The 22,633-nt window shown below is 68.0% G+C and carries 17 protein-coding genes; 9 read left to right on the top strand and 8 right to left on the bottom strand.

The genetic code is table 11. The annotated features are described in order from the left end of the window. Positions 1–2: 2 nt before the first annotated feature. The 4 genes from KW836_RS02120 to KW836_RS02105 form a co-directional block, all read right to left on the bottom strand. Positions 3–2,027 (bottom strand): C1 family peptidase, encoded by a 2,025-nt coding sequence (locus KW836_RS02120; RefSeq protein WP_218342321.1) that lies wholly within the window; start codon positions 2,025–2,027, stop codon positions 3–5. Positions 2,028–2,053: 26 nt separating this feature from the next. After that, entirely contained in the window at positions 2,054–3,508 is a 1,455-nt protein-coding gene (locus KW836_RS02115) for a peptidoglycan recognition family protein (RefSeq protein ID WP_218342320.1), read from the bottom strand. A 218-nt stretch (positions 3,509–3,726) separates the two neighbouring features. Then, positions 3,727–5,994 (bottom strand): FdhF/YdeP family oxidoreductase, encoded by a 2,268-nt coding sequence (locus KW836_RS02110; protein ID WP_218342319.1) that lies wholly within the window; start codon positions 5,992–5,994, stop codon positions 3,727–3,729. A gap of 15 nt (positions 5,995–6,009) precedes the next feature. Next, positions 6,010–7,314 (bottom strand): chloride channel protein, encoded by a 1,305-nt coding sequence (locus KW836_RS02105; protein WP_218342318.1) that lies wholly within the window; start codon positions 7,312–7,314, stop codon positions 6,010–6,012. Positions 7,315–7,609: 295 nt separating this feature from the next. Here KW836_RS02105 and KW836_RS02100 point away from each other — a divergent pair, with 295 nt between their 5' ends. Genes KW836_RS02100 through KW836_RS02090 form a run of 3 tightly spaced genes read left to right on the top strand, consistent with a single transcriptional unit; the run spans position 7,610 to position 9,536 of the window. Then, on the top strand, positions 7,610–8,287 hold the full coding sequence (locus KW836_RS02100) for a CsgG/HfaB family protein (RefSeq protein ID WP_175123795.1): 678 nt from the start codon (positions 7,610–7,612) through the stop codon (positions 8,285–8,287). 11 nt (positions 8,288–8,298) lie between these two features. Then, positions 8,299–8,880, top strand: a complete 582-nt coding sequence (locus KW836_RS02095; protein ID WP_218342317.1) for a DUF4810 domain-containing protein — start codon at positions 8,299–8,301, stop codon at positions 8,878–8,880. Further along, positions 8,880–9,536, top strand: coding sequence for a DUF799 domain-containing protein (locus KW836_RS02090; RefSeq protein ID WP_175123793.1), 657 nt, complete (start codon positions 8,880–8,882; stop codon positions 9,534–9,536). Before KW836_RS02095 ends, KW836_RS02090 begins: the two co-directional genes overlap by 1 nt. Positions 9,537–9,609: 73 nt before the next feature. Here KW836_RS02090 and KW836_RS02085 read toward each other — a convergent pair whose 3' ends face one another. Then, positions 9,610–10,719, bottom strand: a complete 1,110-nt coding sequence (locus tag KW836_RS02085; protein ID WP_218342316.1) for an alkene reductase — start codon at positions 10,717–10,719, stop codon at positions 9,610–9,612. A 48-nt stretch (positions 10,720–10,767) separates the two neighbouring features. Then, a complete protein-coding gene (dkgB, locus tag KW836_RS02080) occupies positions 10,768–11,571 on the bottom strand; it encodes a 2,5-didehydrogluconate reductase DkgB (protein ID WP_218342315.1) in 804 nt (267 codons plus the stop codon). A 122-nt stretch (positions 11,572–11,693) separates the two neighbouring features. Between dkgB and KW836_RS02075 the strand changes: the two genes are divergently transcribed. After that, entirely contained in the window at positions 11,694–12,596 is a 903-nt protein-coding gene (locus KW836_RS02075) for a LysR substrate-binding domain-containing protein (RefSeq protein WP_175137126.1), read from the top strand. A 97-nt stretch (positions 12,597–12,693) separates the two neighbouring features. Beyond that, positions 12,694–13,605: a DUF4261 domain-containing protein gene (locus tag KW836_RS02070; RefSeq protein WP_218342314.1), complete on the top strand. Its 912-nt coding sequence runs from the start codon at positions 12,694–12,696 to the stop codon at positions 13,603–13,605. A gap of 105 nt (positions 13,606–13,710) precedes the next feature. On the opposite strand, the gene KW836_RS02065 is transcribed toward KW836_RS02070, so the two are convergent. After that, positions 13,711–16,404 carry a LuxR C-terminal-related transcriptional regulator gene (locus tag KW836_RS02065; protein WP_255595071.1) on the bottom strand — a complete coding sequence of 898 codons (2,694 nt, stop codon included), beginning with the start codon at positions 16,402–16,404 and terminating at the stop codon, positions 13,711–13,713. Between the two features lie 179 nt (positions 16,405–16,583). Here KW836_RS02065 and KW836_RS02060 point away from each other — a divergent pair, with 179 nt between their 5' ends. The 3 genes from KW836_RS02060 to KW836_RS02050 are packed head-to-tail and all read left to right on the top strand — an operon-like array spanning position 16,584 to position 20,337. Next, positions 16,584–17,810 (top strand): ABC transporter substrate-binding protein, encoded by a 1,227-nt coding sequence (locus KW836_RS02060; protein WP_175185624.1) that lies wholly within the window; start codon positions 16,584–16,586, stop codon positions 17,808–17,810. Further along, a complete protein-coding gene (locus tag KW836_RS02055) occupies positions 17,807–18,919 on the top strand; it encodes an alcohol dehydrogenase (protein WP_218342313.1) in 1,113 nt (370 codons plus the stop codon). Before KW836_RS02060 ends, KW836_RS02055 begins: the two co-directional genes overlap by 4 nt. Next, a complete protein-coding gene (locus tag KW836_RS02050) occupies positions 18,916–20,337 on the top strand; it encodes an aldehyde dehydrogenase family protein (RefSeq protein WP_218342312.1) in 1,422 nt (473 codons plus the stop codon). Before KW836_RS02055 ends, KW836_RS02050 begins: the two co-directional genes overlap by 4 nt. 36 nt (positions 20,338–20,373) lie before the next feature. On the opposite strand, the gene KW836_RS02045 is transcribed toward KW836_RS02050, so the two are convergent. After that, positions 20,374–21,594, bottom strand: a complete 1,221-nt coding sequence (locus tag KW836_RS02045; protein ID WP_175137131.1) for an MFS transporter — start codon at positions 21,592–21,594, stop codon at positions 20,374–20,376. A 97-nt stretch (positions 21,595–21,691) separates the two neighbouring features. Between KW836_RS02045 and KW836_RS02040 the strand changes: the two genes are divergently transcribed. Then, the gene (locus tag KW836_RS02040; protein ID WP_218342311.1) at positions 21,692–22,627 is read left to right on the top strand and encodes a LysR family transcriptional regulator; all 936 of its coding nucleotides are present in this window, start codon (positions 21,692–21,694) and stop codon (positions 22,625–22,627) included. Positions 22,628–22,633 lie beyond the last annotated feature (6 nt).

The following is a 22,633-nucleotide window of genomic DNA, read 5'->3' as shown; positions in this document are numbered from 1 at the left end:
CGTCACCGCTTGATGAACGCGATGACCTGCTGTTGCGTGCCCTTGTCGTTGTCGAATCCGCCGTGCGTGCTGGACGCCACCGGCGCCACGCGGGCGGTGGCGGACGGGCTGCCGGCGGGCGAGACGTGGACCGCATCGCACGGAATGGCGGCCTCGCGAAAGTAGCGTTCCATGCCCAGCAGCGGCGTGGTGGTGCCGCCTTCGAACGATTCGCTGACCAGGTACAGCAGCGAGCGCCGGTACGGCCCGCAGGTCGGGTCGTCTTCTTCGGCGCGATCCGACAGATGGAATTGCTGATAGCGCTTCACGCGGCTGCCCAGGTGTGGCACGACCAGGTCCTGGAAGGTCTTCATCGTGACGGCGGGCGCCATCAGGCTCAGCGATTCCAGTTCCCCGCCGTCCGCGGTCAGGCGCTTGACGAAGTGGCTGGCGACGATGGCGCCCGCCGAATGGCCCACGATGTGCAGCCGCACGCGGCCACGCGCGACGTGCGTCTTGAAATGCTTGTACAGCAGGATCATCGCGGCCTCTTCGCCGCCGTTGATGGCCGGCTCGCTCATGGCTTCGGCGTTCTGCTTCATCTCGCCCCAGATCACCGTGCCGGGGAGCGCCAGCCAACGCTCAAGCCGCTGGTTCCACCAGCGTTCCAGCCGCTCGCCGATGCCGCCGGTGGTGCGCGGCACATTGCTCGCCGCGTCGCGGATGATGTTCTTCACGGTGCTGATGAAGTCCGTTTCCCACATCAGAAAGACGGGGAAGATCTGGTTGTCGTACAGCAGCGGAATCCATTCGGCGGCGGCCTCGGCCGCGTCGTTCTCGCCGACCAGGCCGCCGTGCGCGTAGACGCAGACATCCATCGGCTTGTCCTTCAGATTCCAGCGTTCGCGCGCGGCGCCCATGTGCACGTCCACGATGGCGCGCAGGTCGTCCTGTGTGGTGCGAAAGGCCCCGCTATTGCTGAGCTTGCCGTTGTTGCCGACGTTGACGATGAAGGGCGTGAGCTCGCGGTCGCGCAGCACCTTGCCCGCCGCCAGCGTCACCTTCTGACCTTCCGTGCGCAGGCTGATGCTGTTGGCGATCCGCTCGTGCTCGTGCGTGACCACGCCCAGTTGCACGACCCAGCAGTCCATTGCGTTGCGCAGCCAGTCGTCATAGGTCAGCACGGCCATGCCGTGCGTGCCCCATTCCTCGCCCCACGAGTTCTGGATCAGAAAGCCGTCCTGCGTGTAGCCGACGATGACGAAGGCGTGGCCCTGCATCGCCATGTCCTGGCCGGTGGCCGGAATGACCCAGAACGGCCGGGTGACGGGCGTGGGCTCGTCGTCGTGCGGCGTGACGCCGTGGCCGTCGTCCCAGCCGTCGTGGCAGCCCGCGCTGGCGTACAGGATGCCGACCTCGTTCAGCGCGGCGTGCATTTCCACGATGCTGCGCGTGTCGATCCGGTAGTAGGCGCCCAGCGGCCGCTTCACGGCGTCCAGCCACCAGTCGTCTTCGGGGCGCTTGGCCGCCGGCGGCATGTCGATGGTGGGAAACAGGCCCTGCGCGCAGGCGCCGTGCCGGAACCAGCCCTTCAACGCGCCGCGCAGGCTGGAGCCGCTGTCGTCGACCGATCCCGGAAACTCGTCATAGCGCCGGGCCATGGAATACAGCATGTAGGGCGAAATGGCGGGGCGCGAGTCGCGCTCGGACTTGCGCAACAGGTATTCGACCACCGTGGACAGCGCAAAGCCGGTGCAGGCCGACGTTTCGCCCTGGTGCTTCACCGTCAGTCCCATCACGGGAATCATCTCTGCCTTGGGCGTGACGGAAATGTTGGGCCGGAACAGGATGTCGCGCGCGTCGAAGGCATCGGGCTTGGCGGACCGCTCAAATAGCCGCGCGGCCGGGGCGTCATCCTGTTTGCGGCGCTTGCGGGCCTTCGCGGGCGGATCTTCCGGCGCCGGGGCGGACGCTTGCGTCACGCGTTTGGGCTTTTTCTTTGCCGCGGGCTTGGCCGCCGTGCGCGCTGCCGCCTTTCGGGTCGCCATGTCGTTCTCCCAATGCCGGCGGCCGGCTAGGACGCCAGCTTCAAGCTGGCGATGTAGCGCGGCGCGTCGGCGGCCAGCTTGGCCTCTACGTCGTCGCGCAGCTGTTCATACAGGGCGGCGTTCAGCGTCAGGCGCTGCGCGCAGGCCCAGAAGTTCACCTGGCGCGCGCCCCACTGCGCAAACAGGAAACGCTTGCGGCTGTCCACGGCGCGAAAGTAGTAGGCGCCCAGCGCCATCGACAGCCCGCCGCCGCGATCGCGCTGCACCGCGCCCAGCTGGAAGTTGCCGCCCGACTGCGACGACGCGTGAAAGTCGAAGAGCTTCACGGTGTCGTCGTCTTCGGCCAGCTGGCCCAGCGCGGTCACGGCCTGGTCCAGCACCGCCAGCTGATCCCGCCGCGTGACGGCCAGCAGCAGGTCGACGGCCACCTGGTCCATGCGGAACTCGCGCTCGTCTTCCTCGTGATGGGTGAAACTCATCTGCCCGCTGGTCCACCCCAGGTTCTCCAGCACTTCCACGTAGGTCTGATACCAGGCCTGCGACTGGGTGAATCTGTCATGCGCGGCGCTGGCCGCGCGTTGCGCCAGCTGCAGTGAATACAACACGTCGCCGCGTTCCTGCTCCTGCAGACCCGCCGCAAACGACAGCACGCTGCCGGCGTTGATGCTGGCCTGCGGCGCCTGCCGTGCGGTCTTGCCCGCGGCGCCGGCACGCAAGACGGCGCCAGAACGCTTGGCGGGCGCGCGCCGCCGCGCGACGGGCATGCCGGGCGGCTCCAGCGTCTGCACCGCCAGGTCGTTCAGGTAGCCGTGGATACCAACCGCGTTGACGCCGTGGTCCGGCATGGTCGAGGTGGGCGCGGCGCTTTTGGATGCACGGCGCGCGGCCGGACGCGGCGGCGGGGCGGGCGACACCAGCGCGCCGTCCTCGGAAAACGTGGCGGCCAGGATGAAGTCCGCTTCCGCCGCGGAATAAGCGGGGTCCCAGTGCGAGTTTTCGGGGACGTGGCAGTGGCCGAAATGCCCGCTGGCCGAATCCCAGATGGCGGGGTCGCGGTTGTGGCCGCCGGGATCCTTGCCGTTCTTCGCTGGCAGCGGGCGGCCAGACGGCCACTTGCGGGGGATGCCGTGCTGTTCCTCGATCCAGCGGCACAGGCGCGCCACGTTGGTCAGCGCGCGGCTGTCCTTGGGCAGATGCGCGAATCCCACCAGCTCGATCTGCACCGCCGAATCGCGGTTGGTCTGCACGCCGCCCGCATCGTTGCGCAGCGCTCGCGCGCCTTCGGCGGTGTCGACGTGCTGGAAGATGGTGGTGGCGTCGACCGTGAAGTGGGGGTCGGAGCGGTTGCGTTGGAACGCGTCCATCGCACCCTGCGCGGTGCTGCCCTCGGTGGTGTGGTGGACGATCTTGAAGGGGCCGCCAAGATGAGGCCCGCACGAACCCGATATGGGCCGCCACGTCGCAAAAGGACATCGTGCCATCGATGGTCTCCTGGGAACGGGCGCGGGTGTTCTTGGCAAGACGACATGACGACGATGATGCGGCGCCCATTGCAGGGATATATATGCGGACCTCATCCGCCTTGCTAGTAGCCGAAAGTATTAATCCTTGAATTTGCAATGGTGCTTACGCATCATCCGGCCCCGCTTGCGCTCGTCCAGAGGGATGAGGCGCGGCGGCCGGGGGCATGCGGCGGCGCTCAGGCCGCTTTCTGGATCCGCACCGGAATCGACTTGTAGCTGGGCGTGCCGCTGGCCGAGTCCTGGTAATCCAGCGGGCACAGGTTGTTGGCTTCCGGGTAATAGGCGCCGACCGAGCCCGCCGCGATGTCATGCTGGATGGCCGTCAGCCGCAGCCGCCGGTGCGTCTGGCCGGGCAGGCTGGTGACGATGTCGACCTCGTCGCCGTGCGCAATGCCGTAGCGCGCCAGGTCGGCGGCATTCATGAACAGCACGTCGCGCCGGCCGAACACGCCGCGATAACGGTCGTCCATGCCGTAGATCGTCGTGTTGTACTGGTCGTGGCTGCGCAGCGTGGTGAGCCGCAGGATGTTGCCTTCGACGATATCCGGATCTTCGCGCAAACCCGCGAACGGAATGAATTCCGCCTTGCCCGACGCTGTCTTCCAGATGCGCTCGGTGGGCGGCAGCGGCAGCCGGAAGCCGCCCGGAATTCGGATTCGTGCGTTGTAGTCGCGGAAATCCGGATAGATCTTTTCGATCAGGTCGCGGATGCGGTCGTAGTCCTCGATCAGGTGCGCCCAGTTGACGCGGCTGTTCGGCAGCGTCGCCTGCGCCATGCCGGCGATGATGGCCGGTTCCGAACGCAGGTGCGGTGAGGCGGGCGCCAGCTTGCCGCGCGAGGCATGCACCATCGACATCGAATCCTCGACCGTGACCGATTGCGCGCCGCCGGCCTGCACGTCGCTCTCCGTGCGGCCCAGCACCGGCAGGATGATCGACGCCTTGCCGATCAACAGGTGCGAGCGGTTCAGCTTGGTGTTCAGATGCACCGCCAGGTCCAGTTGCCGCATGCCGCGCTCGCAGGCCTCGGTATCGGGCAGCGCAATCGCAAAGTTGCCGCCCAGGCAGATCAGCGCCTTGGCGCGGCCCGCGGCCATCGCCTTCATGGCTTCGACCGCATCATGGCCGGTGCGGTTGGGAGGCCGGAAGCCGAAGGTCTGCTCGACGTGGTCGAACATGGTGTTGTCGATCTTCTCGGTGATGCCCACCGTGCGGTTGCCCTGCACGTTGGAGTGCCCGCGCAGGGGACAGATGCCTGCGCCCGGCTTGCCGAAGTTGCCGCGCATCAAGAGCAGCGCGGCGATCTGCTGCACGTTGCTCGTGCCTTTTTCGTGCTGCGTGATGCCCATGCCGTACGTGACGATGGTGGCGTTGGAACGCGCATAGGCCTCGGCCACCAGCTCCAGGTCGCGTTGGCGCAGTCCGCTGGCCTGTTCGATGTCGGTCCAGCTCGTGGCGTCCAGGTCCTGCGCGAAGGCCTCGTAGCCGTTCGTGTGCCTCGAAATGAATTCGTGGTCGAGCGTGTTGCGCCCGTCGCGGTCCGCGTCCATCAGCGCCTTCATGATGCCCTTGAGCGCGGCGGCGTCGCCGCCGACCTTGACCTGGTAGTACGTGGAGGCGATGGCTGTGGAGCCGAAGGTGCCCATCTCGATCGGGTCCTGCGGATCGGCAAAGCGCTCCAGCGAACGCTCGCGCAGCGGGTTGAACACGATGATGGGCACGCCGCGGCGTGCGCATTCATGCAGGGTGCCCATCATGCGCGGATGGTTGGTGCCGGGGTTGTGCCCCATCGAGATGATGAGGTCGCACTTGTCGAAGTCGTCCAGCGACACCGTGCCCTTGCCGATGCCGATGGCCTTGGGCAGCCCGACGCTGGTGGCCTCGTGGCACATGTTGGAGCAGTCGGGGAAATTGTTGGTGCCGAATTCGCGGGCGTACAGGCTGAAGAGAAACGCGGCCTCGTTGGATGCGCGGCCCGACGTATAGAACTCGGCCATGTCCGGGTCCGGCAGGCTGGCCAGCGTCTGGCCGATGCGTGCAAAGGCGGCGTCCCATTCGATGGGCTGGTAAGTGTCGCTGGCGGCGTCGTAGGCCAGCGGATGGGTCAGGCGGCCTGCGTTCTCCAGGTCGTGATCGGTCCAGGTCAGCAGTTCGGTCACCGTGTGCGCGGCAAAGAACTCGGGCGTCACACGCTTGCGGGTGGCTTCCCAAGTGACGGCCTTTGCGCCGTTTTCGCAGAACTGGAACGTGGACGTATGCGCCTTGTCGGGCCAGGCGCAGCCGGGGCAGTCGAACCCGTCGGGCTTGTTGGTGCGCAAGAGCAGCACGGGCGCTTCGGCAATGCGCATCTGGTTGGCCACCGCCTGCGCGGTCGCCTTCAACGCCCCCCAGCCGCCCGCCGGGGCGTCGTAGCGGTGGATGCCAGTGGGTTTGCCTTGGGACATGCGGATCTCCGGATTTCAGGAAGCGGTGCGCGCGGCGGCGGGGGCGTCGGCAAGCCGCGCGCCGCGGGCGGCGAGGTAGCGGCTGGTCAGGACCGAGCCGGCCACGGCCACGATGATGGGGACAAGAAAGGCCTGGTCGACCCGGGTGAATTCCAGGATCAGCACCACCGCGGTGAGCGGCATGCGCATCGACGAGGCCAGAAAGGCGGCCGCGCCCACGACGGCAAATGCGCCGGGCGGCGAATCGGGCCAGGCCAGGCTCCATAGGCCGCCCAGCACGACGGCCATTGATGCGCCGACGGCGATGGCGGGGGTGAGCAGACCGCCCTCCGCGCCCGCGCGCAGCGTGCAGGCGACCACAACCACCTTCATCACGGCCAGCGTGGCGGCCAGGGCGATGGTCAGTTCATTGTCGAAACTCAGTTGCGCCGGCCCCTTGCCGTTGCCCAGCAGCGCGGGAAGATAGATGGCAAGCAGACCGATCAGCGTGAAATTGACCAGGCAGGCCACGGGCAATTGCCAGCCCCGGGCGGCCTGGGCGCGCGCCGCGGCGGTCAGCCGCTGCCAGCCGTGGGCCGCGCATCCGAACAGCGGCCCGGCGGCGATCGCCCAAACCACGAGGCTGGCGTTGATCTGCATGGCAGGTACGGCGTACTGGATGTCGTTGCCCAATCCCGCCCAGGCCACCACCGCGCCAATGCAGCAGGCAATGAGCGCCGCGACGACAGCGGGCCAGGCGAACGAGCCCAGTAGGACTTCCAGCACGAAGAGCGCTGCGCCGAGCGGCACGTTGTAGACGGCGGCCAACCCCGCGCCGGCGCCACAGGCGATGACGATCCGGTGCTGCGCGGGGGCAAGCCGCAGCAGCGCGGCCAGCCGGCCGCCCGCCAGCGCGCCGACTTCGCGCGGCGCCACCTCGCGTCCCAGCGGCGATCCCAGGCCCACCGTGATGATCTGCAGGATGGCGTGCGCCATCGTTGTCGCCGGGGGCATGGCTTGCGTGGGGTCTGACACCGCCTTCTTGACGCTGACCAGGGGACGGCCATAGCGATAGATCAGCCACCATCCGCCGCCGGCCGCCAGGCCGCACAGCACCAGCGCCAGCACGCGGCGCGGGCCGCTGGCGGCCTGCACGCCTTCAAGAAAGGATTCGTGGCTGATGATGTGGCCGCCGCCGTAGCCGTACGCCAGGTGCTGGACGGCGTGCAGCAACATGCCGAGCAGCATGCCGCCCAGACCGGCGAACAGGCCGGTCAGGACGACCGCCAGGAGAAACCGCGGGCGCAGCCAGGAGGGATCGTCGGGCGTTGGATCGTTCATACCAGGAGGGGCTCCCGTCGTTGGCGCGCTGACCGAAGGGCCGTGCAAAGGCGGGCGCGCGCTGCGATGAGGCAGTGTATGGCCCGGCGCCGCCGCGCTGGGCGTCCGGCGCCCGAAAACCATACTTATTGGTTAGGCGGTAATCCGCAGTTTCCTTGTTGAGCGTCAAAAAGGACCGGAATTTGGGCTTTATTTCAAATAGTATCTAAGTAATTCAGTACATATACTCCGGGTTCAATTCAATGGACGGACGCCGCCCGCCGCAAATGGCGCCAGGAGCGGCCTGGAGAAAAAGATGTTGAACAAGGTTGTAAAGATCGGGGCATTGGCCTTGCTGTCGACGGTTGTGGCAGGTTGCGCCACCGAGCGTTCCCAAGCCGTGGCCGTGCCGGCCGTCGCGGCGGCCAGCAAGCCGTACGCGGGCGTGCGCAGCCCCATTTCCGTCGGCAAGTTCGACAACCGCACCAATTACCTGCGCGGCGTGTTCTCGGACGGCGTGGACCGCCTGGGCGGCCAAGCCAAGACGATCCTGGTCAGCCACCTGCAGCGCAGCGGCCGATTCCAGGTGATGGACCGCGACAACCTGTCCGAAATCGCCCAGGAAGCCGCGTTCAACAAGAAGGCCGCCCAGATCAAGGGCGCGCGCTACGTCGTCACGGGCGACGTGACGGCCTTCGGCCGCAAAGTCACCGGCGACCAGCAACTGTTCGGCATTCTGGGCCGCGGCAAGGAACAGGTGGCCTATGCCAAGGTCGACCTGAACGTGGTGGATGCCACGACCTCGGAAGTGGTCTATTCCGCGTCCGGCGCCGGCGAATACAGCCTGTCCAACCGCGAAGTCGTGGGCTTTGGCGGCACCGCCGGCTACGACTCCACGCTGAACGGCAAGGTGCTGGACCTGGCCATCCGTGAAGCCGTGGACCGCCTGGTCGACGGCATCGAACAGGGCGCCTGGCAGCCCGCCCGCAACTGACGGAGGCCGGGATGACCATTCATACCCACCAACCCCGCACGGGCGCCGCGCGCGCGGGCCGCGCACTGGCGATCGCCGCCCTTGCGGGCGTGCTGTCGGCCTGCGTGCAGCAGCCCAAATCCATGTATAGCTGGCAGTCCTATCAGGGCTCGGTCTATTCCTACCTGAAGGACGACGGCGGCGATTACGCGACCCAGACGCTCGCCATGGAACAGAACATCGAGACGGCGCGCGCGTCCAACGCCGAACTGCCGCCCGGTTTCCGTGCGCATCTGGGCATGCTCTACATGAAGATGGGCGACGGCGACAAGGGCGTCGAGCAGATGCAGGGCGAGAAGGCGGCCTTCCCGGAAGCCGCGCCGTTCATGGACTTCCTGCTGCGCAACGCGGGCAAGCCGCAGACGGTTGCCGCGCAGGGGGCGGGTACGGTGGCTGCGGGTTCGCCCGCCGCAGGATCGCCCGCCGCGGGATCGCCTGCCGCGGGATCGCCCGCCGCAGGATCGCCTGCCGCAGGTTCGCCCGCTTCGGTCAAACCCGCTGCCGCCGCGCCGGCCGCGCCCGCCGAGGCCGGCACGTTGAAGAAGGGATCGTGATGATGAACAAACTCATGCGCGCCGGCCTCGTGGCCATCGTGGCGCTGCTGACCGGCTGCGTGGCGCCGCCCCAAAACAACGTCGACTACACCGCGTTTCGCGAAAGCAAGCCGGCGTCGATCCTGGTGCTGCCGCCGCTGAATACGTCGGTCGACGTGTCGGCCACCGCGGCCGTGCTGTCGCAGGCCACGCGCCCGCTCGCCGAATCCGGCTACTACGTGATTCCGGTTGGCGTCATGGAAGAAACGTTCAAGCAGAACGGCCTGACTTCGCCCGACGACATCCACGAGCTGCCCGCCGTGAAGCTGCGCGAGATCTTCGGCGCCGATGCGGCGCTGTACATGACGGTCAAGCAGTACGGCGCCAGCTACGCCGTCCTGGCCAGCACCGTTACGGTCTCGATCGACGCTGAACTGCTCGACCTGCGCAACGGCGCCAAGCTCTGGAGCGGCTCCAAGCAGGTGGTGCATGCCAACAACAATAGCAACGGCGGCCTGATCGGCATGCTGGTGCAGGCGGTGGTGGATCAGGTGGTCAACAACCTGACGGACCGCAGCTACAGTGTGGCCGGCATGACGAACGCGCAACTGCTCAGCGCCGGCACACCTGGCGGCATGCTGTACGGGCCGCGCTCGCCGCGCTACGAAGCCCAGTAAACCGGCCGGATGACGGCTTACCGCCCGCGCGCCAATTCTGGCGCGCGGGCGGCTTCGTTTGGGGCGTGTGGATTTACCGCGCCCCGGACACCGGATAGTCCGTCAACCCGCGCGCATCGCCGCCGAACAATGTGTTCCTGTCATGCTCGGCCAGCGGTACGTCGTTGCGCAGGCGGTCGGGCAGGTCCGGGTTCGCCACGAATGGCCGGCCGAAGGCGATCAGATCCGCCCAGCCTGCCTGCAGCGCATCGCGTGCGCGCTCGGCCGTGTACTTGCCGGCGTAGATCAGCACGCCGGGATACACGCGGCGCAGCGCCTCTTTGAAAGACAGCGGCATGTCGGGGGCGTCGTCCCAGTCGGCTTCGGCGATGTGGATGTAGCCCACGCCGATCTCGCCCAGGCGCTTGGCGGCCGCGGTGTACGTGGCGACGGGGTCCGCATCCACGCAGCCGTTCAGCGTCGTGAGCGGCGCCAGACGGATGCCGACGCGGGCCGGATCGCCCAGGGTTTCAACCAGCGCGCGCGCCACTTCGTCCAGGAAGCGGATGCGGTTTTCCAGCGAGCCGCCGTACGCGTCGGTGCGGTTGTTGGCCTCGGAATCCAGGAACTGATTGACCAGATAGCCGTTGGCCGCGTGCAGCTCGACGCCGTCAAACCCGGCCGCGATCGCGTTGCGCGCGGCCTGGCGGTATTCCTCGACGATGCCCTGGATCTCCGTTGCCGACAGCGCGCGCGGCGCCGAGGCCTGCACGAAGTTGGGGCTGCCGTCTTCGTTCTGGATGAAGACGTTGACGCCCTCTGCCTGAATCGCAGACGACGACACCGGCGCCTGTCCGCCCAGCAGGCTGGTGTGGCTCAGCCGGCCCACGTGCCAGAGCTGGGCGTAGATGCGACCGCCGGCGGCGTGGACGGCGTCGGTCACGCCGCGCCAGCCGGCCACCTGGGCGGTCGTGCATAGGCCGGGCGTGCCGGCGTAGCCCTTGCCCATCGGCGAAATGTACGTGCCCTCGCTGACGATGAGGCCGGCGCCGGCGCGCTGCGCGTAATAGCGCGCCATCAGCGCGTTGGCGCAATCGCCGGGCTGCGTGGCGCGCGAGCGTGTCATCGGCGGCATGACGACGCGGTTGGGCAGCGTCAGGCTGCCCAGCGCCAGCGGTTGGAACAGCGGATCAGTCGTGTGCATGGTTGAATTCCGTTCAGTTCAGTCGCGTTCGGTTCTGTCCGCTTCGGGTTAATCCCACGCCGCGGCCAACCCTTCCGGGCTGACTTCGCGGCAGTTGCGTTCCAGCGCGGCGATCTGCGCCATGTCGTCGTCCGTCAGGCGCAGGTCCTGGGCGAGCAGGTTGCTGGCCAGGTTGTCGCGCTTGGTCGACGACGGGATCACGGCATAGCCCAGTTGCAGGGCCCAGGCCAGCGCGACCTGCGCGGGCGTGGCTTCGTGGCGCTGCGCGATCTGGCCGATGACCGGATCCTTGAGCACCTTGCCGTATGCCAGCGTCATGTACGAGGTGACGTGAATGCCCTGTTCCTTCAGGAAAGCGGTCAGCGTGCGGTTCTGCAGGTAGGGGCTGAGCTCGATCTGGTTGGTGGCGATTTCTTCGCGGCCGACGGCGGCGATGGCGGCGCGCGTTTGTGCGATGGGGAAGTTGGAAATGCCGATCTGGCGGGTCAGACCTTGCGCCTTGGCGTCGGCCAGCGCGGTCATGAATTCGTCGACGGAAACGCCGTTGTCCGGCGCGGGCCAGTGGATCAGCGTCAGGTCCACGTAGTCGGTGCGCAGCTTGGCCAGGCTGTCCTTCAGGCTGGGGACGAGCTTGTCCTTCGAGTAATTGGGCACCCAGATCTTGGTGGTGATGAACAGGTCTTCGCGGGCCACGTTGGACTCGGCGATGGCCTGGCCGACGTCGGCTTCGTTCTCGTAGATCTGCGCGGTGTCGATGGCGCGGTAACCGACGTCCAGCGCGTTGCGCACGGAATCGATGACGGTCTGGCCTTGCAGACGGAAGGTGCCGACGCCAAAGGCGGGGATGCTCATGTAAAACTCCTGGGGGTGTGCGTGGCCGAACGTGCAGTGTTCGGGAATGGACGTAGTGTGCCCGCCGTATCCTTGCGGAAAAATACCGGTATCGGCGAAATACTTTTGATAAAACGTCAAATATGAAAACCACCCTCGACGAAATGCAGGTCTTCATCGCCATCGTGGACAGCGGCTCCATCACCGCCGCCGCCGACGTGCTGGGCCAGACCATCTCCGCCACCAGCCGCACCATGAGCCGGCTGGAAGAAAAGCTGCAGACCACGCTGATGCGGCGCACGACAAGGCGGCTGGCGCTGACCGAAGAAGGCAAGGCCTACCTGGAGCAGGCGCGCCGGATCATCGCGTCGGTCGAGGAGGCCGAAGAGCTGATGAACCTGCGCCGCAACCAGCCCGCGGGCCTTTTGCGCGTGGATGCGGCGTCGCCCTTCATGCTGCACGTCATCGCGCCGCTGGTGCCGGCCTATCGCAAGCGCTATCCGCAGGTGGAGCTGGAACTCACCAGTAACGAAGGCAACATCGACCTCTTGGAGCGGCGCACCGATCTGGCGTTTCGCATCGGGCGTCTGAAGGACTCGTCGCTGCACGCGGTGGCGCTGGGCACGAGCCGCGTGCGCGTACTGGCCAGCCCGGGTTATCTGGCGCGGCACGGCACGCCGCGGCGCGCAGCGGATCTGGCCTCGCACGTGCTTCTGGGCTTCGCCCAACTGGAACCGCTGAACGAATGGCCGCTGCTGGATGCGGACGGCCAACCGGTGCATATCAAGCCGCAGGTGCGCGCCCACAGCGGCGAGACGCTGCGCCAGCTTGCGCTGAACGATGGCGGCATCGTGTGCCTGTCCGACTTCATGACGCGCGGCGACCGCGCAAGCGGCGCGTTGCAGCCGCTGTTCGTAAAGCATTTGCTGGAAGTGCGGCAGCCGATCAACGCGGTGTACTACCGGAATACCGCGATCTCGTCGCGCATCAAGTCCTTCATTGATTTCGTGGTCGAGACGGTGGGGACGCGCGGATTCGAGGAGTAGCGGGCGCGCGAAGATGTATCCAATGGCGACCTCGGCGGTGCATGCGCCAGCGGGATCCTTATACTGTCCCCGTTTTTATTTCGAACCCTGGACACGCATGAGCCTCTTCTCCCGTTTCTTCGGCCGCAAGGAAGCCTCCACCGACGCCGCTGATCCCGCGGATTCCAACGCCCTGCTGGCGAATCCGGACATCGCGCAGCCGTTGAGCCTGCAGGTCCTGTTCGCCGCGCCGCTGGCGATTTCCGAGGCGGCGCTGACCGATGCGTTGCGCGCGTATCACCCGACGATGCAACAGGCGCGCGCCGAAATCGCGCCCGACATGCCGGAATTCATGGGCATGGTCGGCTGGGACAAGCACGTCGTGCGGCTGGTGGGCTTCAATGCGCCCTACCCCAAGGACGCGCTGGAAATCTGTGTGGCGCCGTCTCACTATCCGGCCAAGGTGAAGGACGAGGTCCGCGCGCATGTGAGCCACATCATCCTGTATTACGCGGGCTACGAGACCGATCCGCTGGAGCAGTACGTGGCGATGGCCGCGGTGGCGGGGGCGTTGGCTAATTTCAAGGCGCTGGCGGTGCTGAACGAACATGCGCACACGTCGCTGCCGGCCGGCGTGTTTGCCGACGAGTCGCTGGGCGACGAAAGCATGGACCTCCTGCGCACGCTGCCGCTGAACATGCTGTATTGCGGCTTCGTGAAGTATGAAGTGGAAGGCGTGCAGGGCGTGTGGATGCGCACCTATGGCGGCGATGCGTTCGGCCTGCCGGATTTCGCGGCGCTCGCGACGGGCCATGACGAGGGCGAGATGTACTCGACCATGTTCAACAACATCATGGGCTACATGCTGGAAAGCGGCGCTGAGCTGGCTGCCGGCCACACCATGCAGATCGGCGAGGATGCCTACATGAAGCTGCGCGAGCCGGCCAAGGAGGAGTATTACCTGGACGGTCCGGGGCAGGTGCTGGTGGCGGAGATCATCTCGGCGGATCAGATCAACACGCCGGAATAAGTCAGGTCCGCGCGTGCCGCGATTGGCACGCCGCGATCGGATGGGCCGCGATCGGTCGGGCCGCGTCAGGTCGGGCCGCGTTGGACCGAGTCACTCCCGGCTCGGTCAGAGCAGGCCCGCGCTGCGGGCCCGCGCCACCGCCTGCGTCCGGCTGTCGGCGCTGAGCTTGACGTTCAGGTGGCGCAGATGCGTGCGCACGGTGCTCTCGGAAACGAAGAGCTGCCGCGCGATGGCGCTGTTGGAATGACCCTCGGCCAACAGGCGCAGCACGCGCAGCTCCTTGGGCGTAAGGCCTTCCGCGCACGGTGATTCGGCGGCCGGTGTGATCGGAGCGGCTGCGTAGGGACCGACCTGCGCCAGGTAGCGCTGCCACCACGCACGCGCGCCTTCTGACGCCAACCACGCATTGCCGGCCGCTGACGCGGCATGGCGTTGCAACAGGCCGGCCAGCGCCGCACCCTCATCCACCAGCACGCGGCACAGACCTTCGGATTGCGCCGACTGCAACAGCGGCGCAAGCTGCGCCGCTGCCGCACCATCGTCCTGCATCCGCGACAGCGCCACCGCGCGAAACAACTGAAGCTTGTACGCGCGCCGCACGCGCCGCGCCGCCAACGCCTTTGTGATGTCCTGATCCAGTTCACCCAGCGCGGCGGCGGGATCGCCGTCATACGCCGCGCAACGCAACCGTCCCAGCCGCGGATACAACAGGTCGTTGGCCGGCAGCCGCAGCGCTTCCACGCGGCGCCACAGGTCGGCGTCATCGGCGCGCAGCAGTTCGTCGCGCGCGGCCTGCGGATGGCCCTGCATCAGCAGCACGCGCGCGCGCTCGACGCGGGCGCTGGCCGCGATGCGCGGCAGGCCGCGCTGGTGGCCCAGATACTCCAGTTCGCCCAGCAGGTAGAAGGTCTGTTCGGGATCGCCTTCATAGAACGCCACACGCGCCTGCATCAGATAGCCCAGGATCAGATGATCCGGCAAGCCGACGTCGCGCCCCAGCGGCACATACACCTGCAGCAGCCGCGCAGCCTGCGCGAGGTCGCCGGTCTCATACACCCACGCGGCATACAGCACGCCGGCCCAGGCGTTGCCGTTGGCCTGGCCGTAGGCGCCCTTTCGCGTGGCGCGCACCGCCATGCGAAAGCGCGCGCCCGCCTGGCGCATGCGCCCTTCCTGCAGGTCGATGATGCCCTCGACCGCTTCCGAGTACATCAGGTTGAAGGTGCTGGCGCTGCGGCTTTGCGCGCGCCGCGCGGTGTCCAGCAGCGCGCGCGCTTCGTGGTAGCGGCCCAGGACGGCGCTGACGTTGGCCATGGCGTTGGCCAGCGCGGTGTCGGTGAACGACAGGGCGTCGCCCAGCGAGGCGACGCTGGGCATCCCGGCGGCGTAGGCTTCTTCCTGACGATCCATCATGGACAACAGCAGCGGCTGCAACGCGCGCACGTGTGCTTGCACCGCGGGATCGGCGCTGCCGGCCAGCTTCAGGTCCGCCATCAAGTCGGACGCCTCGCCGGGACCGCGCGTGAAACAGGTGGCCCATATCTGCATGGCCTGCAGCAGCGGCCGCGTGGCAAGCACGGCGGCGGGCAGCTGGCCCAGCCAGCGCGACAAGAGGCGCATCCGGCCCTCGGCCAGCAGCGGCTCGGCGTGCGTCTGCAAGAGCGCCAGCGCTCGGCCGAAGTCGCCGCCGTCGATGGCGTGGTCGATGGCCGGCACGGGCCGGCCCTGCGCCTCATACCAGCGCGAGGCCGCAAGGTGCAGGTGCGCGATGTCGCCCGGCGCCTGCGCGCGTAGCTGCGACTGCAGGTAGCTGGCGAAAAGGCTGTGATAGCGGTAATGACGTTCGTCGGTGGCGGTGCGCGTCAGCAGCACGTGGCCGTCTTCCAGTTGCTGCAGCAGGTCCGCGCAGTCCAGGTCGGGCACGAGGGCCTGGCACAGCGGCGCGCTGAGCTGCTTGAGGATGCTGGTGCGCAGCAGGAAGCGGCGCAGCGCGGGCGTCTGGCTGGCCAGCACGTCCTGCGCCAGATAGTCGGCCACGGACTGGTCGCTGCCGGAGAACCGTTCGATGAAGGCGGCGGCCGACGGCTGCCGCGCGAGCGAGGCGGACGCCAGGCACAGCGCGGCCGCCCAGCCCTCGGTCTTGCGATGCAGCAGCTCGACCTCGGCAGGCGTCAGCATGGGTTGGCGGCGCGCGAAGAACTGCGTGGCCTCGTCCACCGAAAAGCACAGTCGCGCGGCGTCGATCTCCAGCAGCTGATTGGCCGCGCGCAAGCGGCCCAGCGCCAGTCCGGGCGTGTGCCGCGAGCCGATCAACAGTCGGCCGTGCGCGGGCAGGCGCCCGATCAGGTCCTGCACCAGGTCCAGCACTGCGGGGGCGGTGATGGCTTCGAACTCGTCCAGCACCAGGGCGAACGGCGCCTCGTGCGAGGCCACGGCCTCGACCAGCGCCAGCGCCAGCGTGTCTTCCGAATCGTACACAGCGAAGGCCGGGCTGGCGTCGCCGGACAGCGCGCCCAGCGCCGCCATCAGACAACGCAGAAAGCGCGAGAGGTCGTTGTCGGCGCGGTCCAGCGTCAGCCACGCGGTGCGCATCGGCGCGGCCTGAAGACGCGCCTGGCATTGCGCCAGCAACGTGGTCTTGCCGTAGCCCGCGGGGCCGCGCGCCACCACCACCTTGGGTCCTTCCGGACGGCAGATCGCCTCGCACAGCGCAAGCCGGGCGACATGATCGCCATGCGCGGCCGGGGCATTGAGCTTGCCGCTGGCCAGCGCGTGTTCCATCGAGAACGAATGACGCATGGGCTGCCTGTTCGAGGACTGCGGTTTGCGGGATCGTTGCGGGAAAACCCGCGATGCGCGCGAAAAATCGTCGCTTTGGACGACGGCGAAATCGCGTGCCTACGATACAAAAGGACGCTCCCCGGAGCAATACGCACACCGCCGCAAAGACGGCGTAAACCGATAACGGAGACAAGTCCATGGCAATCCCCAAACTGACGCTCGCGCTGGCGGGCGCGATCCTGGCCGCAAGCGGCGCGCACGCGCAGAACGCGGCGGCCCCCGTGAAGATTGGCATCATGGCCGACATGAGTTCGGCGTACTCGGACATCGGCGGCAAGGGGCTGGTCGAGGCCGCGCGCATGGCGGTGCAGGACTTTGGCGGCTCGGTGCTGGGCAAGCCGATCGAGCTGGTCTTTACCGACGGGCAGAACAAGGTGGACGTGGCAAGCGCCGCCGCGCGCCGGTGGTTCGACCAGGACGGGGTGGACATGATCACCGACCTGCCGACGTCCGCGCTGGCGCTGGCGATCAGCGAACTGGGCCGCGAAAAGAAACGCGTCGTCATGGTGACCAGCGCGTCCACGTCCGAACTGACGGGCAAGGCGTGTTCGCCCTACACGGTGCACTGGACCTACGACACCTACGCCCTGGCCAACGGCACCGGTGCGGCCGTCACGGAACAGGGCGGCAAGAACTGGTTCTTCATGACGGCGGACTATTCGTTCGGCTACGCGTTGCAGGGCGACGCGTCGGCGGTGATCGAACGCAACGGCGGCAAGGTGCTGGGCGCGGTGCGCTCGCCGCTGAACACGCCCGACTTCAGCTCGTACCTGCTGCAGGCGCAAAGCTCCAAGGCCGGCATCATCGGCCTGGCGCTGGGCGGCAACGACGTCATCAGCGCGATCAAGCAGGCCGCGGACTTCGGCATCGGCCGGCCGGGCAGCTCGCAGCGGCTGGTGGCGCTGCTGGCGTTCCTGTCCGACGTCAAATCCATCGGCCTGCCGCTGGGCCAGGGGCTGCTGCTGACCGAAGCCTTCTACTGGGATCAGAACGACGCCACGCGCGCATGGTCGCAGCGCTTTCAGGACAAGGTTGGCCGCAAGCCCACCATGACGCAGGCGGGCACGTATGGCGCCGTCACGCACTACCTGAACGCGGTCAAGGCCGCGGGCACCAAGGACGCCGACGCCGTCATGGCGAAGATGCGCGAGATGCCGATCAACGACTTCATGACGAAGGACGGCAAGCTGCGCGTGGACGGCCGCGTGGTGCGCGACATGTACCTGTTTGAAGTGAAGAAGCCGGCGGACTCCAAGAGCGAGTGGGACCTGTACAAGCAGGTTGCGGTGATTCCCGGCAACGTGGCGTTCCGTCCGCTGGACAAGGGCGGCTGCGCGCTCGCCAAGTCCGGAGGCGCGGAATGATCAGCTATCAGGTCACAGCGTTTGGCGAACCGCTGACGCGCGCCGAACGCGCGACACCCGCGCCGCAGGGCAGCGAGGTGCTGCTGCGCGTGCTGGCCGCGGGCGTCTGCCACACCGACATCCACACCTGGGAAGGCTCGTACGACCTGGGCGGCAGCAAGCGCCTGAGCATGCAGCAGCGCGGCGTGACGCTGCCGCTGACGCTGGGCCACGAGACCGTGGGCGAAGTCGTTGCCACCGGACCGGACGTGCCGGGGGACGTGCAGCCGGGGCAGCGTTACCTCGTCTATCCCTGGATCGGCTGCGGCGACTGCAAGGTGTGCAGACGCGGCCGCGAGAACCTGTGCGCGTCGCCGCGCTTTCTGGGCATCTTCCGCCCCGGCGGCTACAGCGATCACATCGTGGCCCCGCACGCGCGCTACCTGGTCGATATCGGCGAACTGCGGCCCGAGCAGGCCGCGCCCTACGCGTGCTCGGGCCTGACCACCTACAGCGCCATCCGCAAGATTCCCGAGGACGTGCTGGCCGAGGAGTCGGTGGTGGTGATCGGCGCGGGCGGGCTGGGGCTGATGGGCGTCACGCTGCTGCGCGCGATGGGATGCGGCCACGTCGTCGTGGTGGAGCCGGACGGCGCGCGCCGGGGCGCGGCGCTGGCCGCGGGCGCGCATGCGGTCATCGACCCCGGCGCAGCCGATGCCGCCGCGCAGGTTCGGCAGGCGGCGGGCGCGGTGTGGGCCGTGATCGACTGCGTGGGCGCGGCCAGCACCGTGCAGCTGGGCCTGGAGCTGCTGACCAAGGGCGGCCAGCTCATCCTGGTGGGCCTCTTTGGCGGCGAGCTGTCGCTGTCGCCCGCGCTGGTGCCCATGCGCGCCATCAGCATCGAGGGTTCGTACATCGGCAACCTGGACGAACTGCGCGCGTTGATGGCGCTGGTTCGCGAACGCAAGCCCATCGCCATTCCGACCGCGTGCCGCTGCCTGGATAACGCGCAGTCCGCGCTGGCGGATCTGGCCGCCGGCCGCGTGGTGGGACGGCTGCTGCTCACGCCCGCTGACGGCACGGTTCCTGAAGCATCCCCGGTCTCTCTTGAACAGGCAACACAACCATGAGCATCAATCTGGATTCCGATTACACGATGACGGTGGACGGCCGCGCGGAGACGTCGCCGCAGACCTTCGACGTACTCAACCCCGCCACCGAGGAGCGCATCGCGGCCGTGCCCGATGCGTCGCTGGACCAGTTGAACGCCACCATCGCGGCGGCCCGCGCGGCGTTCGGCCCCTGGCGCGACCGCCCTATCGGCGAGCGCCAGGCGGCGCTGCGCAAGATGGCCGATGAACTTGAACAGCACGCCGACGGCTTCATGCGCCTGTTGACGCGCGAGCAAGGCAAGCCGCACGCGGACGCGCGCGCAGAAGTGGGCCGCTGCGTTGCCTGGCTGCGCGCCTTTGCCGCGCGCGATCTGCCGGTGGCGCATCACGACAGCGGCGCGGGCCATCGGTTCGAAACGCGTCGCGTGCCCATCGGCGTGGTCGCCGCCATTGCGCCGTGGAATTTCCCGATGACGCTGGCCATCTGGAAGATCGCGCCCGCGCTGCTGGCCGGCAACACGGTGGTGCTCAAGCCCTCGCCGTACACGCCGCTGACCTCATTGAAGATGGGCGAACTGTTTCGCGGCCTGCTGCCGCCCGGCGTGCTGAACGTGGTCAGCGGCGGCGACCGTCTTGGGCCGTGGCTGACCGAGCATCCCGGCATCGACAAGATCGCCTTCACCGGCTCCACCGTGACCGGCCGCCGCGTCATGCAAAGCGCGTCAAGCCGGCTCAAGCGGGTGACGCTGGAGCTGGGCGGCAACGACGCGGCCATTGTGCTGCCCGATGTCGACGTCAAGGAAACGGCGGCCAAGCTGTTCTGGGGCGCGTTCCGCAATTCGTCGCAGTATTGCCTGGCGACCAAGCGGTTGTACGTGCACGAGTCCATCTATGACGCGTTTGCCGACGCGCTGGCGGGCGAGGCGGCCAACGTCATCGTGGGTGACGGTTCGCAGCCCGGCACCGGACTCGGCCCCATCCAGAACCGCGCGCAGTTCGAACGCGTGAAGGACCTGATCGCCGACGCGCACCGGACCGGCGTGCGCTTTCTGACGGGAGGTGAGGTGCCGGAGGGCAAGGGCTACTTCGTGCCGGTCACCATCCTGGACAATCCGCCCGACGATGCGCGCAGCGTGGTCGAAGAGGCCTTCGGGCCGGTGCTGCCGCTCTTGAAGTACCGCGAGATCGATGAGGTGATCCGGCGGGCCAACGACACCGAGTACGGATTGGGCGGTTCGGTGTGGTCCAAGGATGTGGCCCTGGCGCAATCGATTGCGCGGCGGCTGGAGACCGGCACCGTGTGGATCAACCACATCCACGTCATGTCGCCCGACGTGCCCTTTGGCGGGCACAAGCAGTCGGGCGTGGGGGTGGAAAACGCGCTGGACGGACTGCTGGAATACACCAACACGCAGACGGTGTCGGTGCTGGTGTAGCGGCAAGGGCCGGCGCGCAAAGCGCCGGCCCGATCCTCACGCCGCGTAGCGGCTGGCCTCGCCGTTGCGGTTGCTGGCGGGCCACAGGCGCAGGGCCAGGGCGGCGGCCGCGGCGCCGGCTGCGGTCAGCGTCACGCCGGTCCAGCCCCAGTGGGCCAGCGCCAGGCTGCCCAGCGCGCCACCGGCGGCCATGCCGATGAAGACGCCCGTCATCAGGATGGCGTTCAAACGGCTGCGGGCTGCAGGGTCGATGCCGTAGACGATGCTTTGATGCGCGATCAGCGAGGTCTGGATGCCCAGGTCGAAGCCGACCGCAGCGCCGCCGATCAGCCACAGCGCGGCATGCGTGGGCAGGAAGGGCAGGAAGATCATCGCGGCAAACGACACCATGGTCAGGCCGGCGCCCAGGCTGGCGACCGCCAGCGGACCCCGCGTGTCGGCCACGCGGCCAGCCAGCGGCGCGGCCAGGGCGCCCGCGGCGCCGGCAAGACCGAACGCGCCGGCAGCGCCCGCGCCCAGGTGAAACGGCGCGTCGTGCAGCATCACGGCCAGCGTCGACCAGAAGGCGCTGAAGCCCAAGGACAGCAGACCCTGCGCGGTGGCGGCGCGGCGCAGGCCGGGGTGCTGGCGCCACAGCGTCAGCAGCGAACCCAGCAGCGCACTGTAGGCCAGCCGCGTCGACGGCTCGAACCGCGGCAGGCCGCGCCATAGGGCCGCGCCCAGCGCCACGATGCTGACGGCGGCGGCCGCGAACATCATGCGCCAGCCGAACTGCTCCGCTACGAAGCCGCTGACCACCCGCGACAGCAGGATGCCCAGCAACAGGCCCGTCATGACGGTGCCGACGATCTTGCCGCGCTGGTCGGCCGGGGCCAGATGCGCGGCGGCCGGGACGATGTCCTGCGCCAGCGTGGCGGACAGGCCGATGGCGAAGCTGGCGGCCAGCAGCAGACCGATCGTCGGCGACGCGCCGGCCAGCAGCAGCGCCAGGCTCAGCACGGCGGCCTTGATCAGGATGATGCGTTTGCGGTCATAGCGGTCGCCCAGCGGCGCCAGCATCAGGATGCCGAAGGCGTAGCCCAGCTGCGTCAGCGTCGGAATCCAGCCCAGCGTTTCTGCGCTGGCGTGGATGTCCGCGCCCAGCACGCCAAGCATCGGCTGGCTGTAGTAAAGGGAGGCGACGCCCAGGCCGGCGCCCACGGCCAGCAGGAAGACCAGGCCGCGCGATAGGGAGGGGTGGGAAGTGGGGGATGACATGGTGGTGTCCGGTGGCTTTGGGTACGGGGCAGATTCTGGGCTTGCCGCCGGGGCTTTGGTAGCCGACCTTCGGGTACAGGCGTTATACGATAGGCGTATGACCGCCTCCGCCCTCCCCGCCGCAGCCGGCACCGACCGCATGCTGCTGATCGAAACCTTCGTGCGCATCGTCGAGGCCGGCAGCCTGTCCGCCGCCGCCGCCCAGATGGGCGGCACTCAGCCTACCGTCAGCCGCCGCCTGCAACTGCTGGAACGCACCATGGGCGTGCGCCTGTTGAAGCGCTCCACCCACGCCATCCGCCTGACCGAAGACGGCCAGCGCTGCTACGAGCGCGGCAAGGAGCTGCTGGCCAGTTGGCAGTCGTTCGAGAGCGAGGTGCGCGGCGCGGACGACGACCCGGCCGGAATGCTGCGCGTGGTGGCGCCGCACGTCTTCGGCCAGGATCAGTTCATCGAGCCGCTGGCGAAGTATCTGAAGCGTTATCCGAAGATGCGGGTGGAGTGGCTGCTGCATGACCGCATGCCGGACCTGATCGCCGAGAACGTGGATTGTGCGATCCGCGTCGGGGCGGTGACCGATCCGTCGGTGATTGCGGTGAAGCTGGGCGAGGTGCCGCGCATTGTCGTGGCGTCACCGGACCTGCTTGCGGGCGGGCCGGTTCCGCAGGATCCGTCGGATCTGGCGCGCCTGCCATGGCTGGCGTTGCGCACCTTCTATCGCACCGAGGTGACCCTCACGCACTGCGGCAGCGGCGACAGACAGTCTTTCGACATTCAGCCGCGCCTGTCCACCGACGGCCTGCACGCGCTGCGCAACGCGGCCATCCAGGGGCTGGGCGTGGCGCTGGGATCGGCGTGGGCCATGCAGGCCGATCTGGCCGCCGGCCGCCTGGTGCACCTGGCGCCGCAGTGGCGTGCGGACGCCCTGCCCGTCTTCCTGGTCTATGCGCCGTCGCGCTTTCAGCCGGCGCGCCTGCGGCGCTTCATCGAGATCATGCGCGAGCATCTGCCGATGGAGCTGGCAGGGGCCTGACTTTGC

It is taken from the genome of Achromobacter sp. ACM05 (assembly GCF_019218915.1).
In the GTDB taxonomy this organism is placed as follows: Bacteria; Pseudomonadota; Gammaproteobacteria; order Burkholderiales; family Burkholderiaceae_B; genus Achromobacter; species Achromobacter animicus.
The sequence above is the reverse complement of the archived record's forward strand: the minus strand, read 5'-3'. Positions and strand labels throughout refer to the sequence as shown.

What these genes read in the sequence shown, in the direction of transcription:
- KW836_RS02120 (WP_218342321.1), bottom strand. Translation starts at nt 2,027, where the DNA reads ATGGCGACCCGAAAGGCGGCAGCGCGCACGGCGGCCAAGCCCGCGGCA.
- KW836_RS02115 (WP_218342320.1), bottom strand. Translation starts at nt 3,508, where the DNA reads ATGGCACGATGTCCTTTTGCGACGTGGCGGCCCATATCGGGTTCGTGC.
- KW836_RS02110 (WP_218342319.1), bottom strand. Translation starts at nt 5,994, where the DNA reads ATGTCCCAAGGCAAACCCACTGGCATCCACCGCTACGACGCCCCGGCG.
- KW836_RS02105 (WP_218342318.1), bottom strand. Translation starts at nt 7,314, where the DNA reads ATGAACGATCCAACGCCCGACGATCCCTCCTGGCTGCGCCCGCGGTTT.
- KW836_RS02100 (WP_175123795.1), top strand. Translation starts at nt 7,610, where the DNA reads ATGTTGAACAAGGTTGTAAAGATCGGGGCATTGGCCTTGCTGTCGACG.
- KW836_RS02095 (WP_218342317.1), top strand. Translation starts at nt 8,299, where the DNA reads ATGACCATTCATACCCACCAACCCCGCACGGGCGCCGCGCGCGCGGGC.
- KW836_RS02090 (WP_175123793.1), top strand. Translation starts at nt 8,880, where the DNA reads ATGATGAACAAACTCATGCGCGCCGGCCTCGTGGCCATCGTGGCGCTG.
- KW836_RS02085 (WP_218342316.1), bottom strand. Translation starts at nt 10,719, where the DNA reads ATGCACACGACTGATCCGCTGTTCCAACCGCTGGCGCTGGGCAGCCTG.
- dkgB (WP_218342315.1), bottom strand. Translation starts at nt 11,571, where the DNA reads ATGAGCATCCCCGCCTTTGGCGTCGGCACCTTCCGTCTGCAAGGCCAG.
- KW836_RS02075 (WP_175137126.1), top strand. Translation starts at nt 11,694, where the DNA reads ATGAAAACCACCCTCGACGAAATGCAGGTCTTCATCGCCATCGTGGAC.
- KW836_RS02070 (WP_218342314.1), top strand. Translation starts at nt 12,694, where the DNA reads ATGAGCCTCTTCTCCCGTTTCTTCGGCCGCAAGGAAGCCTCCACCGAC.
- KW836_RS02065 (WP_255595071.1), bottom strand. Translation starts at nt 16,404, where the DNA reads ATGCGTCATTCGTTCTCGATGGAACACGCGCTGGCCAGCGGCAAGCTC.
- KW836_RS02060 (WP_175185624.1), top strand. Translation starts at nt 16,584, where the DNA reads ATGGCAATCCCCAAACTGACGCTCGCGCTGGCGGGCGCGATCCTGGCC.
- KW836_RS02055 (WP_218342313.1), top strand. Translation starts at nt 17,807, where the DNA reads ATGATCAGCTATCAGGTCACAGCGTTTGGCGAACCGCTGACGCGCGCC.
- KW836_RS02050 (WP_218342312.1), top strand. Translation starts at nt 18,916, where the DNA reads ATGAGCATCAATCTGGATTCCGATTACACGATGACGGTGGACGGCCGC.
- KW836_RS02045 (WP_175137131.1), bottom strand. Translation starts at nt 21,594, where the DNA reads ATGTCATCCCCCACTTCCCACCCCTCCCTATCGCGCGGCCTGGTCTTC.
- KW836_RS02040 (WP_218342311.1), top strand. Translation starts at nt 21,692, where the DNA reads ATGACCGCCTCCGCCCTCCCCGCCGCAGCCGGCACCGACCGCATGCTG.